The 17,840-nt window shown below is 72.6% G+C and carries 14 protein-coding genes; 9 read left to right on the forward strand and 5 right to left on the reverse strand.

Translation table 11 applies throughout. From position 1 onward, the window contains the following. Genes GT358_RS06905 through GT358_RS06915 form a run of 3 tightly spaced genes read left to right on the forward strand, consistent with a single transcriptional unit; the run spans position 1 to position 3,985 of the window. A complete protein-coding gene (locus GT358_RS06905; RefSeq protein WP_166581861.1) occupies positions 1–1,164 on the forward strand; it encodes an acyl-CoA dehydrogenase family protein in 1,164 nt (387 codons plus the stop codon). Further along, the gene (locus GT358_RS06910) at positions 1,161–3,203 is read left to right on the forward strand and encodes an acetate--CoA ligase family protein (RefSeq protein WP_371416237.1); all 2,043 of its coding nucleotides are present in this window, start codon (positions 1,161–1,163) and stop codon (positions 3,201–3,203) included. The genes GT358_RS06905 and GT358_RS06910 overlap by 4 nt, the downstream gene beginning before the upstream one ends. After that, positions 3,200–3,985 carry a carnitinyl-CoA dehydratase gene (locus tag GT358_RS06915; protein WP_166581862.1) on the forward strand — a complete coding sequence of 262 codons (786 nt, stop codon included), beginning with the start codon at positions 3,200–3,202 and terminating at the stop codon, positions 3,983–3,985. The genes GT358_RS06910 and GT358_RS06915 overlap by 4 nt, the downstream gene beginning before the upstream one ends. Positions 3,986–4,473: 488 nt before the next feature. Here the strand turns inward: GT358_RS06915 and GT358_RS06920 are convergent, their stop codons facing one another. Then, entirely contained in the window at positions 4,474–6,036 is a 1,563-nt protein-coding gene (locus GT358_RS06920; protein WP_166581863.1) for a trimethylamine methyltransferase family protein, read from the reverse strand. A gap of 14 nt (positions 6,037–6,050) precedes the next feature. After that, complete coding sequence (locus GT358_RS06925) at positions 6,051–8,498, reverse strand: FAD-dependent oxidoreductase (RefSeq protein ID WP_166582036.1); 2,448 nt, start codon at positions 8,496–8,498, stop codon at positions 6,051–6,053. A gap of 145 nt (positions 8,499–8,643) precedes the next feature. On the opposite strand from GT358_RS06925, the gene GT358_RS06930 reads away from it, so the two are divergent. Beyond that, positions 8,644–10,248 (forward strand): 5-guanidino-2-oxopentanoate decarboxylase, encoded by a 1,605-nt coding sequence (locus GT358_RS06930; protein ID WP_166581864.1) that lies wholly within the window; start codon positions 8,644–8,646, stop codon positions 10,246–10,248. On the opposite strand, the gene GT358_RS06935 is transcribed toward GT358_RS06930, so the two are convergent. Then, positions 10,245–11,048, reverse strand: coding sequence for a hypothetical protein (locus GT358_RS06935; protein ID WP_166581865.1), 804 nt, complete (start codon positions 11,046–11,048; stop codon positions 10,245–10,247). The genes GT358_RS06930 and GT358_RS06935 overlap by 4 nt on opposite strands. Positions 11,049–11,156: 108 nt before the next feature. On the opposite strand from GT358_RS06935, the gene mch reads away from it, so the two are divergent. Next, on the forward strand, positions 11,157–12,146 hold the full coding sequence (mch, locus tag GT358_RS06940; protein ID WP_166581866.1) for a methenyltetrahydromethanopterin cyclohydrolase: 990 nt from the start codon (positions 11,157–11,159) through the stop codon (positions 12,144–12,146). 6 nt (positions 12,147–12,152) lie between these two features. Here the strand turns inward: mch and GT358_RS06945 are convergent, their stop codons facing one another. Together GT358_RS06945 and GT358_RS06950 are read right to left on the reverse strand one after the other, a co-directional pair. Then, positions 12,153–12,602 carry a hypothetical protein gene (locus GT358_RS06945; RefSeq protein ID WP_166581867.1) on the reverse strand — a complete coding sequence of 150 codons (450 nt, stop codon included), beginning with the start codon at positions 12,600–12,602 and terminating at the stop codon, positions 12,153–12,155. A 137-nt stretch (positions 12,603–12,739) separates the two neighbouring features. Beyond that, on the reverse strand, positions 12,740–14,188 hold the full coding sequence (locus GT358_RS06950; protein ID WP_166581868.1) for a Glu/Leu/Phe/Val dehydrogenase: 1,449 nt from the start codon (positions 14,186–14,188) through the stop codon (positions 12,740–12,742). 270 nt (positions 14,189–14,458) lie between these two features. Here GT358_RS06950 and GT358_RS06955 point away from each other — a divergent pair, with 270 nt between their 5' ends. The 4 genes from GT358_RS06955 to GT358_RS06970 are packed head-to-tail and all read left to right on the forward strand — an operon-like array spanning position 14,459 to position 17,818. Beyond that, positions 14,459–16,243 (forward strand): TadE/TadG family type IV pilus assembly protein, encoded by a 1,785-nt coding sequence (locus GT358_RS06955; RefSeq protein WP_166581869.1) that lies wholly within the window; start codon positions 14,459–14,461, stop codon positions 16,241–16,243. After that, the gene (locus GT358_RS06960; RefSeq protein ID WP_166581870.1) at positions 16,240–16,785 is read left to right on the forward strand and encodes a TadE/TadG family type IV pilus assembly protein; all 546 of its coding nucleotides are present in this window, start codon (positions 16,240–16,242) and stop codon (positions 16,783–16,785) included. The genes GT358_RS06955 and GT358_RS06960 overlap by 4 nt, the downstream gene beginning before the upstream one ends. Before the next feature lie 11 nt (positions 16,786–16,796). Beyond that, positions 16,797–17,363, forward strand: a complete 567-nt coding sequence (locus GT358_RS06965; RefSeq protein WP_166581871.1) for a TadE/TadG family type IV pilus assembly protein — start codon at positions 16,797–16,799, stop codon at positions 17,361–17,363. A gap of 26 nt (positions 17,364–17,389) precedes the next feature. Next, a complete protein-coding gene (locus GT358_RS06970) occupies positions 17,390–17,818 on the forward strand; it encodes a hypothetical protein (RefSeq protein WP_166581872.1) in 429 nt (142 codons plus the stop codon). Positions 17,819–17,840 lie beyond the last annotated feature (22 nt).

Genomic DNA, 17,840 nt, shown 5'->3' on the forward strand with positions numbered 1-17,840 from the left:
ATGCATTTCGGACTGACCGACGAGCAGAAGCTCATCGTCGAGACGACGCGCAGCTTCGTCGAGAACGAGCTCTACCCCCACGAGGCCGAGGTCGAGCGCACCGGCCACCTGCGCCGCGAGGTCATCGAGGAGGTCAAGGCCAAGGCCATCGCGGCCGGCCTCTACGCCGCCAACATCCCCGAGGAATACGGCGGCGCGGGCCTCGATACCCTCACCTGGCTCCTCTACGAGAAGGAACTGGGCCGCGCGAACTACGCCCTCCACTGGACCTGCGTCGCCCGCCCCTCCAACATCCTCTGCGCGGGCACCCCCGAGCAGCGGGAGAAGTATCTCGCGCCCTGCGTCCGGGGCGAGACCTGGGACTGCCTCGCCATGACCGAGCCGGGGGCGGGAAGCGACCTGCGCGGCATGAAGGCCAGCGCGCGGCAGGACGGGACGGACTGGGTGCTCAACGGCACCAAGCACTTCATCTCGCATGCCGACATCGCGGGCTTCGTGATCGCCTTCATGGCCTCCGGCGAGGAGGAGACGCCGCGCGGCAGGAAGAAGCGCATCACCGCCTTCTTCGTGGACCGCGACACGCCGGGCCTCACGATCCGCGAGGGCTACCGCAACGTCAGCCACCGCGGCTACACCAACAGCATCATCGAGTTCGACGATGTCCGCCTGCCCGCCGAACAGGTGCTGGGCGAGCCGCACAAGGGCTTCGAGGTCGCCAACGACTGGCTCGGCGCGACGCGGCTCCAGGTTGGCGCGACATGCCTCGGCCGGGCCGAGCGCGCTTTTGCCCATGCCGTGGAATGGGCCGCCACGCGCACCCAGTTCGGCCAGCCCATCGGCCGCTTCCAGGGGGTCGGCTTCAAGCTCGCCGACATGGCCGTGGAGATGAAGGCCGCCGAACTCATGATCCTCGAGGCGGGCTGGAAGTTCGACCAGGGCACCGTGACCGACGCCGACATGGCCGCGGCCAAGCTCAAGGCGACCGAGATGCTCGCCATGGTCGCGGACGAGGCCATCCAGATCCACGGCGGCATGGGCCTGATGGACGAGCTTCCGCTCGAGCGCATCTGGCGCGACGCCCGGGTGGAACGGATCTGGGAGGGCACGAGCGAGATCCAGCGCCACATCATCTCCCGCGCGCTCCTGCGCCCGTTCGGGGCGTGACCGTGCTCGCCCCCGCCCCCGACCTCTCCCGCCTCCTGCGTCCGTCCTCCGTCGCCGTGCTGGGGGGCGGCTGGGCCGAGAACGTGGTGGTCCAGCTCAGGAAGGCCGGCTTCCCCGGCCCGATCTGGCCGGTCCACCCGCGGCGCGAGGCCATCGCGGGCATCCCCTGCCTGCGCGCGCTCGCCGACCTGCCCGCCGCCCCGGACGCGGTGTTCGTCGGAGTCAACCGCGAGGCGACGGTGGAGGTCGTGGCCGCCCTCTCCGCGATGGGCGCGGGCGGCGCGGTCTGCTTCGCGAGCGGCTTCAGGGAGGCGGGCGACGACGCGCTCCAGGCGCGCCTCGTCGAGGCCGCGGGACCGATGCCGATCCTCGGGCCCAATTGCTACGGCCTGCTGAACGCGCTCGACGGGGTGGCGCTCTGGCCCGACCAGCACGGGCTGGTGCCGGTGGATAGCGGCGTGGCCCTGATCGGCCAGTCCTCCAACGTCGCGATCAACCTGACGATGCAGCGGCGCGGCCTGCCCATCGCCTATGTGCTGATGGCGGGCAACCAAGCCCAGACCGGCCTCGCCGCGCTGGCCGCCGCCGCCCTGCGCGACCCCCGCGTGACCGCCGTGGGCCTCCATGTCGAGGGGTTCGGCGACCTCCGCGCCTTCGAGGCGATGGCGGCCGAGGCGCGCGCCCTCGGCAAGCCCGTCGTCGTCCTCAAGGCCGGCCGGTCCGAGGCCGCGCAGGCCGCCACCCTCTCGCACACCGCCTCGCTCGCCGGCGGCCCCGCCGTCGCCTCCGCCTTCCTGCGCCGGACGGGCTGCACCGAGGTGCGGGGCCTCGGCGCCCTTCTCGAGACGCTCAAGCTCCTCCATCACGGCGGCCCTCTCGGGGGGCCGGATGTCGTGTCGGTGTCCTGCTCGGGGGGCGAGGCGTCGCTGATGGCCGATGCGGCCGAGGGGACGCAGATCCGCTGGGCGCCCTTCCCGGACGCGACGGCCTCGCGCCTCCGCGACATCCTCGGGCCGCTCGTGACGGTCGCGAACCCGCTCGACCACCACACCTTCATCTGGGGCGACACACCCCGGATGACCGAGACCTTCGCCACGGTCATGGACGGGGGCTTCGACCTTTCGGCCTTCGTGCTCGATCTGCCGCGCCCCGACCGCTGCGACCGGGCCGCCTGGCGCTGCGCGGTGGAGGCGATCCTTGCGGCGAAGGCCCGCACCGGGGCGCGCGCCGCCGTGGTGGCCTCTCTCCCCGAGGCGATCGACGAAGGGCCGACGGCCGAGTTCGAGAGGGGCGGCGTCGCCGTCCTGCACGGGATGGAGGATGCCGTCGCCGCCATCGACGCCGCGATCCGCGCGGGCCGCCTGCGCGCGGAGCCGACCCCTGCCCTGCTCGGCCCCGCCAAGGGGGGCGAGGCACGCACGCTCTCGGAGGCCGAGGCCAAGGCCGCGCTCGCCGCCCACAGCCTGCCCGTCCCCGCCTCCGCCACCGCCCCGGACGCCGGGGGGATCGGCGCCGCCGCGCGCGGCCTGCGCTTCCCCCTCGCCCTCAAGGCGCTGGGCGTCGCCCACAAGACCGAGGCCGGGGCCGTCGCCCTGAACCTCAACGACGAAACCGCGCTGCGCGAGGCCGCGGACCGCCTCGCCCCGCTCGGCACCGGCCTTCTCCTCGAGGAGATGGCGCCCAAGGGCGTCGAGCTGCTGGTGGGCGTGACCCGCGACGCGACGGGCCTTCTCGCGCTGACGCTCGGCGCCGGCGGCGTGCTGACCGAGATGCTGCGCGACAGCGCCACGCTGGTCCTGCCCGCCGGGCGCGACGCCATCGACGGGGCGCTGCGATCCCTGCGCCTCGCCCCCCTGCTCGACGGCTACCGCGGCGCGCCCCCCGCCAACCGCGAGGCCCTTCTCGACGCGGTCGAGGCCGTCGCCCGCTATGCCGAGGCCGAGGCCGCGCACCTTCTTGAACTCGACGTGAACCCCCTCATCGCCTCGCCCTCGGGCGCCGTGGCGGTGGACGCCCTGATCCGACTGGAGGAGCCATGACCGACAGCCCCCTCAAGACCCGCCGCGAGGGCCACGTCCTCGAGGTCGTGCTTGACCGGCCCAAGGCCAACGCGATCGACCTCGCCACCAGCCGCGTCATGGGCGAGACGTTCAGGACCTTCCGCGACGACCCCGACCTGCGCGTGGCCATCGTCACCGGGGCGGGGCCCAAGTTTTTCTGCCCCGGATGGGACCTCAAGGCCGCCGCCGCGGGCGACGCGGTGGACGGCGACTATGGCGTGGGGGGCTTCGGCGGGCTTCAGGAACTGCCGGGCCTCAACAAGCCCGTGATCGCCGCCGTCAACGGCATCTGCTGCGGCGGCGGGCTGGAACTGGCGCTCAGCTGCGACATCATCCTCGCCGCCGAGCACGCGACCTTCGCCCTGCCCGAGATCCGGTCGGGCACCGTGGCCGACGCCGCCTCGATCAAGCTGCCCAAGCGCATCCCCTATCACATCGCGATGGAGCTGCTGCTGACGGGGCGCTGGATCGACGCGCAGGAGGCGCATCGCTGGGGCCTCGTGAACCGCGTGGTCCCGGCGGCCGACCTGATGGCGCAGGCCTGGGAAATGGCCCGCCTGATCGCCTCCGGCCCCCCCCTCGTGATGGCCGCGATCAAGGAAGTCGTCCGCGACGCCGAGGACTCCAAGTTCCAGGACGCGCTCAACCGGATCACGAAGCGCCAGCTTCCCACCGTGGACCGCCTCTACGCCTCCGAGGACATGATGGAGGGCTTCCGCGCCTTCGCCGAGAAGCGCGACCCGGTCTGGAAGGGGCGCTAGTCTGCTGTGCTGAGTTAAGCGCAACGGACATCTTTCCAGCATGCCCTTGATGTTGCTACGATGCCTTCACCGGAATGATTACGCTGGGGGCAGCAAAATGGTCGCGCAACGTGTGCAAACCTTAGCTTTGCTTGCACTGGTCCTAATAGGTGGATGCGATACTGCATCAACATCATCAGATGGCTTCGTTTCAGACCAAGACGAGCTCTGTCTATTAATGCGGGAAGGCGCTGCAGAGATTATGGCGAACCGACAAGCCGGTGTGCCAAAAGAAACAGTGCGCGCAGTTATGCTTGGCGGGTCTCCCGACCCATTCGACCGTCTCTCTGAAGCCCAGATTGAATACGCCTACCTTCAACCTCGTGAAGCATCGCCGGAGGCCCGGGCCCGAGCAGTGGAAGAGTTTGCTGATCTTCAGGAAGAAATGTGTCGGCGATCAGGCTGAGCCGAGCGACAGAGCAATACAGGTGATTTGAAGCCGAAACTGTTCAGAAATGGATCCGGAACCGCTCGCGCACGGCGCGGTCGGTGGCGGGGTCGATGACGGGGCGCCACTCGTCGAGGAGCCGGTTCTTGCGGGCGACGGCGCGGTCGAGGAGGTCGGGACGGCCCATCTCGTTCCATTCCTTGGGGCTCATGCGGTCGGCGACGGCCGGATAGACGTAGTCGGTCTGCATGAGCCTGAGCGTCTGGTCCGAGCCGAGATAGTGTCCGGGGCCGCCCAGGCAGGTCTGGCGGATGACCTCCACGCTGACGGCATCCTCCGTCACCTCGATGCCCCGCACGCAGCGCAGCACCTGCCCCAGAAGGTCGTCGCCCAGCACCATCGACTCGAGACAGAAGCCGAGGAGCGAGGCATGCATCCCCACCGCCTCGTAGACCATGTTGAGGCCCGACAGGCCCGCCAGCGTGTTGGAGATCGCCTGCTCCCACCCTGCCTGCATGTCGGGCAGCTTGGAATCCGCGATCCCCGCCGCCGCCCCGCCGGGCAGGCCGTAGAAGCGGTGCATCTGCGCGCAGCCCGCCGTGAGCAGCGCCTGCTCGCCCGAGCCGCCGGACATGGCCCCGGTGCGCAGGTCCGACACGAAGGGCCAGGTCCCGAAGATCGCCGGAAAGCCGGGGCTCATGGCGTTGACATAGACGACGCCCGCCAGGCACTCGGCCACCGCCTGCACGATGGCCGCGGCGATCGAGGCGGGGGCGGTGGCCCCGGCCTGCCCGGCCGAGAGCAGCAGGATCGGCATGCCCCCGCGGACGCACGCCTCCATCGTGCGGCACGATTCCTCGGCAAAGGTCATGGGCGGCACGACGAAGCAGTTCGAGTTCGACACGAAGGGCCGCTCGCGCCATTTGTCCTCGCCGCCGGCGATCATGTGGAGCATCTCCAGGGCGGGGGCGACATGGGCGGGATCGGAGAAGCTGGTGCCCACATGCTTGGTCGTGCCCGAGCAGCAGGCGTAGAGGGTGTTGAGATCCATCTCGAGGTTGTCGGGGATATCCCGGCAGACCATCGCGCGCTGGAAGAAGTGGATGTTGTCGAGACCCTGGGCGAGCTTGGCCGCGGCGAACAGGTCGTGCGAGGTCGAGTCGCGGTATTCGCGCTTCTCCACGTCCACGACATGCACCGCCGCCCCGGCCGTGCCGAAATAGACCCGGCTGCCCTCCAGATGCAGGTCGTGCCGGGGGTCGCGGCCATGAAGCGTGATGCCGCGCGCGGCCACGGCGAGCATGTCCTCGACGAGCGCGCGGGGAAAGCGGATGCGCCCGTCCTCTCCCCGGACCGCGCCCGCCCCGGTCAGGATCTCCACCCCGGAGGCGGGCGCGTTCGAGAGGCCCACCTGCTCGAGCGCATCGAGGGCCGCGCGGTGGATGCGCTCCACCCCCTCGTCGGACAGGGGCCGGTAGCGCCCCCCCTCGAGGCCGGGACGGACGGGGCGCAAAGCCTCGGCCAGGGGGGCGGCACGCTCGGCCTGCCGGGCGGCGCGGCCGCCTGCGCGGCGGGCCCGGGCGGGGGCGCAGGCGGGATCGGTCGTGTCGGTTGCATCAATCATTCGGGGGGGCCTCCTCAGGCGCGCAGCCGCTCGTTGGCGGGGTCCCAGAGCGGGGTCTCGCCATGGACGGTGGCGGGCACGCGCTCGCCGAACATCTCCACCTCGAGCCGGGTGCCCGGTCGCGCGAGGTCGGCGCGCAGCGTGCCCAGCGCCACCGGCGCGCCTACCCGATAGCCCCAGGCCGCCGAGGTGATCTCGCCCGCGACGGTCTCGCCGTCCCAGACGGTGCTCATGTAGGGGGCGTCCCAGGGACTCGGCCCCAGCGTCAGCGCGACGAAGCGTCGGGCCGGACCCCGCTGACGCTCGCGCTCGAGCGCGGCGCGGCCGCGGAAGTCGGGCTTGGACCAGTCCACGAAGCGATCGAGCGTCCCCTCGAGGACGGTGTAGTCGGTGGAGAGATCCCCCTTCCACGCGCGATAGCCCTTCTCGATGCGCAGGCTGTCGAGGGCCCACATGCCGAAGGGGCGCAATCCGTGGGGCTGTCCCGCCTCCCACACCGCGTCCCAGACGGCCGGCGTGTCGGCTGTGCGGCTGTGCACCTCCCAGCCCAGCTCGCCGGCAAAGGACACGCGCGCCAGATGCACCGGCCGCCCCGCGAGCGTCGCCTCTCCATGCGAGAGCCAGGGCCGCGACAGGTCGGCGTCGGTCACGGCCGACAGGACCCGGCGCGAGGCGGGGCCCGTCACGATCTGGCACGACCACTCCTCCGAGACATCCCGGAGCGAGAGGCCGGGCACCAGATGCCGCCGGAGCCAGTCGCGGTCGTGGAGCCGCGCCGCGGCCGCGGTGATCAGCAGGAAGCGGTCGCCACCCAGGGCGAGAACCGACATCTCGGTGACGATGCGCCCGTCCTCGTCCGCGAAGTAGCCCAGGGAGAGGCGCCCCGGCGCAGGCAGGCGCCCCGTGATCTGGCGCGACAGCCACGCGCCCGCCCCCTCGCCCTCCAGCTCGAAGCGCGAGAAGCCCGGCAGGTCGAGGATGCCGGCTGCGTCGCGCACGGCCTCGCATTCCTCGCGCACGCGCGCCTCCCAGGGGCCGTCCCGGCGCCAGGTCTGCGTCGCCGCCTCGGAGATGTCGTCGCCGGGCCGCGCATACCACAGCGCCCGCTCCCACCCGCCGAAGGCGCCGAACTGCGCCCCCAGCGCCGCGGTGCGGTCGTGGACGGCCGAAACCCTGCAGGGTCGCCCCGCAGGCCAGGCATGGCGGGGGAAATGGATCGCGTATTCGTGGCCATAGGTCTCGCGCGCCTTGGCCAGCACGTGGTCCTGCGTCGCCCAGTCCCCGAAGCGGCGCGGGTCGCAGGACCACATGTCCCATTCGGTGCGCCCTTCGGTGATCCATTCGGCGAGGACCTTGCCCGCCCCGCCCCCCTGGCAGATGCCGAAGGTGAAGGCGCAGGCCTCGTAGGCGTCCGGCACGCCGGGCATGGGACCCAAGAGGGGGTTGCCGTCGGGTGCGTAGGGGATGGGGCCGTTGATGACCTTCTGCAGCCCCGCGCCCTGCAGGATCGGCACCCGCGCCATCGCGTCCTCGACGATCGGGGCGATGCGGTCGATCTCGTCCGGGAAGAGCTGGAAGGAGAAGTCGTCCGGCATCTCCCCCTCGCCGTCCCGACCCGTCCAGTAGGCGCGGCAATCGGGCTCGTAGGGGCCGAGATTCATGCCGAACTTCTCCTGCCGGAGGTAGTAGGACACGTCCACGTCGCGCAGGAGCGGCAGCTTGTGCCCGACCGCGCGCGACCACTCCTCCAGCGCGGGGATGGTGTCGAACACGAGATACTGGTGACCCATCGTCACCATCGGCACGTCGCGGCCGAACCACGCGCCCACCTCGCGCGCGCGATAGCCGGCGGCGTTGACGACCTTGTCGCAGCGGATCTCGCCCTGCTCGGTCTCGACGACCCATTCCGCGCCGTCGCGCCGGGCCCCCACGGCGCGGCAGAAGCGGACGATCCGCGCGCCGCGGTCGCGCGCGCCCTTGGCCAGCGCCTGGGTGAGCTGGGCGGGGTCGATGTCGCCGTCCGAGGGATCGTGGAGCGCGCCCCGCAGGTCGTGCGTCTCGAGAAAGGGGTAGCGGTCGCGCAGCTCCTCCACCCCCACCAGCGACAGGTCCATCCCCTGCCGCCGCCCCATGCCCACGACGCGGGCGAACTCGGCCATCCGCTCCTCCGTATGGGCGAGGCGGAGCGAGCCCGTGACGTGGTAGTTCATCGGATAGCCCGTCTCGTCCCCCAGGCGGCGGTAGAGCTCGGCCGAATAGCGCTGCATCGCCATGATCGACCACGAGGAGGAAAAGGTGGGCACGTTGCCGGCCGCGTGCCAGGTCGATCCGGCCGTCAGCTCGTTGCGCTCGAGGAGCACGCAGTCGGTCCAGCCCGCCCGCGCGAGGTGGTAGAGGGCCGACACCCCCACGACGCCGCCCCCGATGATGACCACGCGCGCGCGCGGCGGCAGATCGCCCATCGTCTCGCCCTCCCCTGCCGGGTCCGGCCCGACCATGCGGTCGCACCGGCCCACCCGTTTTCCGGGCATGATTCGCCCCGGGCCTGTTCACCATACCTGCGAAACCTTAAGGAACGGTTGACGGAACGCGACAGGGGAGGTCGGGGTGGCGACGGTCGGCGAGGAGCTGGTGCGGAATCTGGCAGCGCGCGGGGTCGAGGCCGTGTTCGGCATCCCCGGCGTGCATACGATCGAACTCTATCGCGGCCTGCCTGCCTCGGGCATCCGCCACGTCACGCCGCGCCACGAGCAGGGGGCGGGCTTCATGGCCGACGGCTATGCCCGCCGCACGGGACGGCCCGGCGTGGCCCTTGTCATCACCGGGCCGGGTCTGACCAACATTCTCACCCCCATGGGACAGGCGCGCGCCGAGGGCGTGCCGATGCTCGTCCTGTCCTCCACGCTCGCGCGGCGCGATCTGGGCCGGTGGCGCGGCACGCTGCACGAACTGCCCGACCAGCGCGCGACCGTGGCGAGCGTGGCCGTGGACAGCCAGACGCTGCTGGACCCCGCGGGACTCGGCGAGGCGATCGAGCGGGCCTGGGCCATGGCGCTGGGTGCGGGCGGTCGCGCGGGACCGGCGCATCTGGAGGTGCCGCTCGACGTGCTGGCCCTGCCCGCGCCCGAGCTGGCCGCGCCGCGCTCTCCCCTGCCGCCCCCCGCCCCCGATGCCGCAACCCTGGACGAGGCGGCGCGCCGGCTGGAGGCGGCGGAACGCCCGGCGATCCTGGCCGGCGGGGGCGCGCGACGGGCCGAGGCAGCGCTGCGCGCCCTGGCCGAGGCGCTGGATGCCCCCGTGGTCCAGACGACGAACGCCCGCGGCCTGATGGCGGGGCACCCGCTGGCGGTGGCCGCCTCGCCGAGCCTCGGGCCGGTGCGGGCGCTGCTGGCCGAGGCCGATGCGGTGCTGGCGGTGGGCTGCGAATTCGGGGCGACCGATCTCGACATGTACGAGGACGGGGGCTTTCCCCCGCTGCGCGGGCTGATCCGGGTGGACCGGGACGCCGCGCGGATCGCGCGCGGGCCCGAGGCGCTTGCGCTGGTGGCGGATGCGGGCGTGGCGCTCGCGGCGCTGGGCGCCGCGCTCGGGCCGCGCCGCCGCGAGGGGACCGGCGCCGAGCGGGCCGCCCGCGCCGGCGACGGGGCGCGCGCCGCGCTCGAGCCTGCCCATGCCCGGGCCCTGACGGTCCTGGAGACCATCCGCGACACGCTGCCCCAGAGCCCGATCTTCGGCGATTCGACCGAGCCGGTCTATGCCGGCAACCTCGTCTTCGCGGCGGGCGGGCCGGGGCTGTGGTGCAACAGCGCCACGGGTTTCGGCACGCTGGGCTGGGCGCTGCCCGCGGCGGCCGGAGCGGCCGTGGCGGACCCGTCCCGGCCGGTCGTGGCCCTGGCGGGGGATGGCGGGCTGCAGTTCACGCTGGCCGAGCTCGGCGTGCTGGCGGACGAGCGGCTGCCGGTGATCGTGGTGGTCTGGAACAATCACGGCTACCGCGAGATCGAGACGGCCATGCGCGGCGCCGGGGCCGAGCCCGTGGGAGTCACGCCCGGTGCGCCCGATTTCGTGGCCGTGGCTGCCGCCTATGGCCTGCGGGCCGAGCGCGTCGAGGACCCCGCCGCCCTGCCCGGACGGCTGCGCGCGGCGGCCGAAGCGGGGGGGCCGGCCCTTCTGGAGATTCCGGCCGCCGCGATCCACGGAAGCCGGGGTTAGTCCCCCACGCGGTCCGGGCGGCGGAAGGTCTCGCCCAGGTAGCGGCGGCGGAACGGGTCGCTGTCGATGAAGGACAGGACCTGCACGGCGCCCTCGCCGCTGTCGGGATCGATGATGAAGCCGTCGTCCCGGGCGCGCCGCACGAAGGCGTCGATCGCGGCGGCGGTGGCCTCGTCCCAGACGCCGTCCACGGCGCCCCGGTGGAACCCGGCCTGCGCCAGACGGCCCTCGATGGCCTGCCGCCGCCAGTCGGGCAGGGCGAGGAACGCGCGCGCCACGGGCGACAGGACCGGCGCCGCGCCCAGCCCGGCCGGGCGAGCGGGGGGGCGCAGGGCCGAGGCCGGCGCGGCCGCGGCAGGCTGGACGCGCGGCGCGAGCGGCTGCCCGCCGATCTCCAGCCCCTCGGGGGGAAGGGGGGCCAGCCCTCCCGGCAGGACGGCCAGGGGGCCCGGAGCAGGAGGCTCGGGCGCGTCGGGCTCGGGATCGGCTAGGCCCAGGAACATGCCCAGCGCCACCGTCAGCCGCTCGGCGATGCAGTCGGGATCGGCGCCGCAGGCCTCGCGCCGGGCGAGCTGCTCGTCGGCCACCGAACGGGCGGCGGAGCGGCCGATTCGCGCGGCGGCTGCCTCATAGGCCTCGACCATGCGCCGCTCGATCCGGGACAGTTCGGCCGAGGCGCAGATCGCCTGTTCGGTCGCGCTGCGCGCCAGGCGACAGTCGAAGGACGGCCCCTCCTGTGCGGCAGCGGGAGCGACCAGAGCGGCGGCAAGGCCGAGACACGAAACGAGGCGACGGATCATCGGGCGGCGGTTCGGCTGCAGGCAGGCGGCGGGGCGTCATCCGCCTTAGCCCAGCGTTCTGCGGGTGACAACGGAACCCGGCGCCGCCGCCGGGCGCTGGGCTGCGCCATGCCGATCGCCCCGCCCGCCCCGGACGCCTCGCCCACCCCCGCCCTCGGGCCGAACCGCCGTGCGGCCCGGATCGCCCGGCGGCTGGCGGCCGAGGCCGGCCGGCTCGGCGTCGGCGTCCGCCGGGGCGGGGAGGGACCGCTGATCGTCGATTGCGGCCACCGCCACCGCGGCGGTCTGGAGGCCGGTCTGCGGCTGGCGCAGGCCAGCCTCGGAGGGCTGGCCGAGGTGGCGCTGGTGCCCATGCCGGAGGGGCCGCTGCCCTGGGGGGTGACGGTGCGCACGGCCTGGCCGGTCGCCGCCTGCCTCGGCTGCCAGTATGCGGGCTGGAGCTTCGAGTCCGCGGACGGCCCGCTTCTCGGATCGGGACCCGCCCGCACGCTGGCCCGGCCCGACCCGGTGGCGGACGAGTTCGCGCCGCGCGAGCGGGAAGGCGAGGCCGTGCTGGTGGTCGAGGGGCCTGTCCCGCCCCCGGCCGCCCTGGCGCGGGAGGCGGCCGGGGCCTGCGGCGTGGCACCGGACCGGCTCGCGCTGCTGCATGCGCCGACGGGCAGCCTGGCGGGGGCGGTGCAGGTCGCCGCGCGCGCGCTCGAATGCGCGATGGCGCGGCTGCGGGGCCTCGGGTTCGATCCCCGTCTTGTCCGGGAAGGGGCCGCGCTGGCCGGTCTGGCCGCGCCCCATCCCGACCCGGTGGCGGCGATGGGGCGCAGCAACGACGCGATCCTCTACGGCGCGCGCGTCCATCTCTGGACCGAGGCCCCCCAGGAGGAGGCGCGACGGCTGGCCGAGGCGCTGCCCTCCTGCCGGTCGCCCGAATGGGGACGGCCCTTCGCCGAGGCCTTTGCGGCCGCGGGGGGCGCCTTCGCGTCCATCGAGCCGGGTCTGTTCGCGCCCGCCCTCGTGCGCGTCACCGCGCTCGGGACCGGGCGGAGCTTCGAGTCCGGCCGGACCCTGCCCGTCCGTCTGCGGGCGGCGGCCGGGCTGGGCTGAGCCGGCTCAGCGGCCCGACGCGCCGCGCAGCGGAGGCTCCGGGCGGAGAGCCGGAGCGGCCGCGCGCAGCGGCGGCTCGGCCCGGGTCGCGGAGGACCGCGGCGGGACGGCCGCCGGGCGGGGCGGCGAGAGCCAGGCGGGCACGGCCGGGCCGGCCGCGGGCGGGACCAGCGACAGCGCGCCTCCCTCGGGCCGGGCGGGCGCGTCGCCTGCCTGCGCGCCCTCCTCGAGGGCTTCGGCAATCCGGCGCAGAAGCTCGGTGTTCTCGATCTGGAGGGCGACGAGGCCGAAGGCGGCGGACAGGACGACCAGCCCCCCCAGGACGATCGCGGCCGCGGCCAGAAGGCCCGCCCCGGTGGCCCAGGCCGCCACCCCAAGCCCCAGCACCGCCAGCGCGGCGAGGGCCACGAGAAGCGGAAACAGGGTTCTGAACAGGGTCGAGAGAGCGGCGTTCACGGCATTCCCCTCCGGCGGATCGCACCGGCGGGACCGCCCCGCCGGACCATCCCCCTCCTAGCGCAGCCCGGCGGCGCGGAAAACGCGTTGCGTTCCGTCTCGGCGGCGGAGCGCGAAGGGCGTGACCTGCAGGCCGCTCAGAGGCCCTTCGCGCGGTAGCTCGCGGCCACCCGGCCGATCGCCACCACATAGGCGGCGGTGCGCAGGTCGCCGAGTTCCGGCCGCTCGTGCCAGAGGGCGCGCATCGCGCCATAGGCCGCGCGCATCGTGTCATCGAGGCCGGACCGGACCAGCTCGATCTCGTCGTCGCCGCGCAGGTAGCGGTCCTTGAAGCTGGGCGAGAGCGTCCAGCCGAGCCCCTGATCGGCCGACAGGCGCTCGAGTTCGCTGACCAGCAGGGCATGGCGCGCCTCCTCGGCGCGGCGCTGCAGGCGGCCGAAGCGGATCTGGCTGAGGTTCTTGACCCATTCGAAGTAGCTGACCGTCACGCCGCCGGCATTGGCATAGAGGTCGGGGATGACCACGGTACCCTTCTCGCGCAGGATGGCGTCGGCGGCGGCCGTGACGGGACCGTTGGCGCCCTCGACGATCAGGGGCGCACGGATGCGTGCGGCGTTGTCGCGGTGGATGACGCCTTCGAGCGCGGCGGGCAGCAGGATGTCGCATTCGGCCTCGAGCGCGGCCGCCCCGTCCTCGGAGAAGTGGCCGCCCGGGCAGTCGCGCAGGCCGCCGTTGCGCAGGAGCCATTCGCGCGCGACCTCCACCCGCAGGCCGTCGTCGTTCCAGAGCACCCCGTCGCGCTCGACGATCCCCACGATGCGCGCGCCATCCTCCTCGGACAGGAACCTGGCCGCGTGGAAGCCCACGTTGCCGAGGCCCTGGACCACGACCCGCTTGCCCTCCAGCCCGCCCGACAATCCCGCCCGCGCCACGTCCTCGGGATGGCGGAAGAACTCGCGCAGGGCGTATTGCAGGCCCCGTCCCGTGGCCTCCACCCGGCCGTGGATGCCGCCGGCATTGAGCGGCTTGCCGGTGACGCAGGCCGAGGCGTTGATGTCCGTGGTGTTCATCCGCCGGTACTGGTCCGCGATCCAGGCCATCTCGCGCTCGGACGTGCCCATGTCGGGGGCGGGGACGTTCTGGGCCGGGTGGATCAGGTCACGCTTGACCAGCTCGTAGGTGAAGCGGCGGGTGATCCGCTCCAGCTCCTCCTCGTCCCACTCGCGCGGATCGAGGCAGAGCCCCCCCTTGGAGCCGCCGAACGGCACCTCGACGAGCGCGCACTTGTAGGTCATGAGCGCCGCAAGCGCCTCCACCTCCTCCTGATCGACGAAGGGGGCGTAGCGGATGCCGCCCTTGACCGGCTCCATGTGCTCGCTGTGGACGCTCCGGTAGCCGGTGAAGGTGTGGATCGCCCCGCGCAGGCGCACGCCGAAGCGCACGGTATAGGTGGCGTTGCAGACGCGGATCTTTTGCTCGAGCCCGGGCGGGAGCGTCATGAACCGCACGGCGCGGTTGAACATCAGGTCCACGGAATCCCGGAAGCTAGGTTCGGGCGCGGCGGTCTGCACGGGATTGTCCTTCATGGGCCTCCTCCTCGGGCTGGCGCGGGTCCGCGACTCACCGCGACGCCTGCGCCCCGCAGCGGAGGGTAGGATGCGGCGCCCGATCCGGCCACCGCTCCGCCCGGTGCGGCCGAACGGCCCTCGGGCGAAACAATGCGGCGCAAGCGGCGCGATCGTGTCCCCGTCCCTTCCGTTCCGGAAGCGAAAGGTTCCGTGGCGCCACAATTCCGGCCGCTTCGCATGGTTCAAGGGAAACGTCGTCCGCCGGACGACCCGCCCGAAAGGACCGTCATGCGCGCCCCTCACCGCCGCATCCCGACCGCCTGCCGCCGTTTCGTCCGCGACGAGGACGGCTCCATGGTGATCTTCGGCATGTTCCTGCTCGTCATGATGCTGATCGTCGCGGGCATCAGCGTGGATGCCATGCGGTTCGAATCCCAGCGCGCGCAGCTTCAGGGGACGCTGGACCGTGCGGTGCTGGCGGCGGCCGACCTCGACCAGACGCGCAACGCCGAGGACGTGGTGCGCGACTATTTCGCCAAGGCGGGGCTGCTCGACCGGCTCACCTCGGTGACGGTGCAGGAGACGTTCAACAGCCGGACCGTCTCGGCCACGGCCGAGACCGGCCTCGACACGTATTTCATGAAGATGGCCGGAGTGCCCCGCCTGACCGCGCAGGGCGCGAGCACGGCGCGCGAGATCATCTCCGACATCGAGATCATCCTCGTCCTCGACGTGTCGGGCTCGATGCTGGCCAACAACCGCATGGTGAACCTCCGCACGGCCGCCACCGAATTCGTGCAGGTCGTGCTGCAGAACGACACGGAGAACCGCATCTCCATCGGGCTCGTGCCCTTCAACGGCCAGGTCAATCTCGGACCCGCCCTGCGTGCGTGGTACACGGGCATCCACGACGTCGTCACGAGCCCGGCCAACGTCAACTGCGTGGACCTGCCGCCCAGCGTGTACGGCGTCCAGACGATCCCGCGCAACCAGGTGATGCCGGCCACGCAGCACGCCGACACCTTCTCGACCACGACCCGGCAGAACAGCTATTACGGCTGGAACGACACGTCGCGCGCGACCGTGCAGCTCACCAACGTCTGGTGCCCACCCTCCACGACCAACGTGGTGCGCCTGCCGATGCGCAACATCGCGCAGCTTCAGAGCCACATCAACAACCTCACCGCCGTCGGGGCAACCTCGATCAATGCGGGGATGCGCTGGGGGATGACGCTGCTCGATCCGGCGTCGCGCGGGATGTTCAACCACTTCATCTCGACGGGCCAGATCCCCTCCTTCTTCGCGGGCCGGCCCTACGACTGGCGGCGCGAGAACACGCTCAAGGTCATCGTGCTCATGACCGACGGGGAGCATTTCGCCGAGGAGCGGGTCAACGACGGCTATCGCGGCAACACCGTCTCGCCCATCTGGCGGTCCACGGACAGCACCGCGAACTACTCGATCTTCCACGAGAGCCGCGTGGACCGCTCCAACGCCACCACCTTGGCCAACAGCCGCCCCTTCTGGGTGCCGCACCTGGCGCAATGGCATGCGCGACCTTGGAACGGCACGGCGCCGGCCAACAACGTGCCCTACACCGAGGGCAGCCTGCGCCGCATCGACGTCAACGGCGACGGCGTGTGCAACAACGCCGACGACGGGCGGGGGAACCTCAAGTCCAACGAGGCCTGCTGGTGGGGCGCCAACGCCCAGACCTGGGCGCAGGTCTGGGCCAACGTGCGCATGCACTGGGTGGCCTGGCAGCTCTACGGCCGGCCGCTCCACACGACCGCATCGGGACGAGCGGCCATCGCCGACGCGATGATGAACGCCTTCCGCACCCGCACGGACACGAACGACATGGACCGGCAGTTGCGGCAGATGTGCGACCGCGCCCGCGCCGAGGGCGTGATCGTCTATGGCATCGCCTTCGAGGCCGATCCGGGCGGCGAGCGCGAACTCGAATACTGCGCCTCCTCGCCGGGCCACTATTTCGATGCGCAGGGCCTCGAGATCCGCACCGCGTTCCGTGCGATCGCCGCGCAGATCAACCAGCTGAGGCTGATCCAATGAGCGTCGCGCGCCGGTCCGTGCGCCGCTGGCTGTCGCGGTTCCTGCGACGCGAGAGCGGCAACGGCACGATCGAGTTCGTCATCGTCGTTCCCGTGTTCCTGTTCCTGTTCCTCCAGACCTTCGAACTGGGCATGATCCTGACGCGGCAGGTCATGCTGGACCGGGGGGTGGACCTGGCCGTGCGGCAGGTCCGCATCGGCGCCGTCCCCCAGGTGACGCACGACACCCTGCGCCGGATGATCTGCGCCGGCGCGGCGGTGATCCCGGACTGCCTCAACGACCTCAAGGTGGAGATGCGGCCCGTCAACCCGCGCGCCTGGCGCCCGCTCGATCCCCGGCCCGACTGCATCGACCGCAACGATCCGGCCCGACCGGCGCGCACCTTCACGCCGGGCCAGTCGAACCAGCTCATGCTGCTGCGCGCCTGCGCCCTGTTCGAGCCGCTCTTTCCCGCCACGGGCATCGGCTTCCGCCTCGTCGGGCCGGAGGGGCGCAGCTTCGGGCTGACCTCGTCCTCGGCCTTCGTGGTCGAGCCGGCCTGACGGATAGCACCATGATCCGACGCTTCCTCCGGGACGAGCGCGGCTCCATCGCGGTGGAGGGCATGCTGATCCTGCCGGCCCTGGTCTGGGTCTTCCTGGGAACGTTCGTCTTCTTCGACGGCTTCCGCGCCCAGGCGATCAATGCCCGCACGGCCTATACGATCGGCGACATCCTGAGCCGCGAGACGCAGTTCGTCACCCCCGCCTATCTCGACGGGCTGTTCGCCCTGCAGGGGACGATGACGGCCACGGACCAGCCCCGGCGCATGCGGATCAGCGTGGTGCGCTACCAGAGCAGCGGAGACCGCTATCGCGTCGTCTGGTCCCAGGTGCGCGGTTCGGGCGTGGCCGCGCTGCGCGACGCCGACATGCCCAAGGTCAGACCGTTCCTGCCGATCATGCCCGATGCCGAAATCGCCATCGTGACGGAAACCTGGGTGCCCTACCGACCCGTGGCGCGCGTCGGCATCGAACCCTTCACCTTCCGCGACTTCGTCGTGACCCGGCCGCGCTTTGCCGCCAACCTGTGCTGGAACACCCAGAACACCGGCGGCACCATGGCCACCGCGACCTGCTGATCTTCCGCCGCCGCGAAGGCGGGCCTATGGTCGGCCCCATGATGCGGCGCGCGGTCCCCCTTCTGCTCCTTCTTCTTCTCTGCGCCTGCGCGCCGGCCCCCCGTCTCGACGACCGCATCCCCGCGGCCGAGCGGGATCTGCCCCCGCCCGCGCTGGTGCCGCTCGGACCCCTCCTCGCGGCGGCCGACGCCCTGCCGGCCTCGGGCGGATTCGAGGCCGCGCTGGCGGCCCGGGCGGGCGCCCTGACCGCGGCCCCCCCTCCCCCGGCGGGCGCCGTCGCAGCCATCGGCGCGCGCGCCGAGGCGCTGGAGGAGCGTGCCGCACCCGCGACCCCCCCGGCATCGCCCGAGGCCGCGCGGCTCGAGGCCCTGCGGGCGCGGGCCGAGGCGCTGCAGACCGGCGCCCTGACCCCCGAGGAGGCCCGGCGGCTGCGACAGGGCCCTTCGTTGCCATAGCAGGCGGGACAGGCTAACCCCG

Origin of the sequence: Rubellimicrobium sp. CFH 75288 (assembly GCF_009904055.1) — a bacterium.
Classification (GTDB): domain Bacteria; phylum Pseudomonadota; class Alphaproteobacteria; order Rhodobacterales; family Rhodobacteraceae; genus Rubellimicrobium.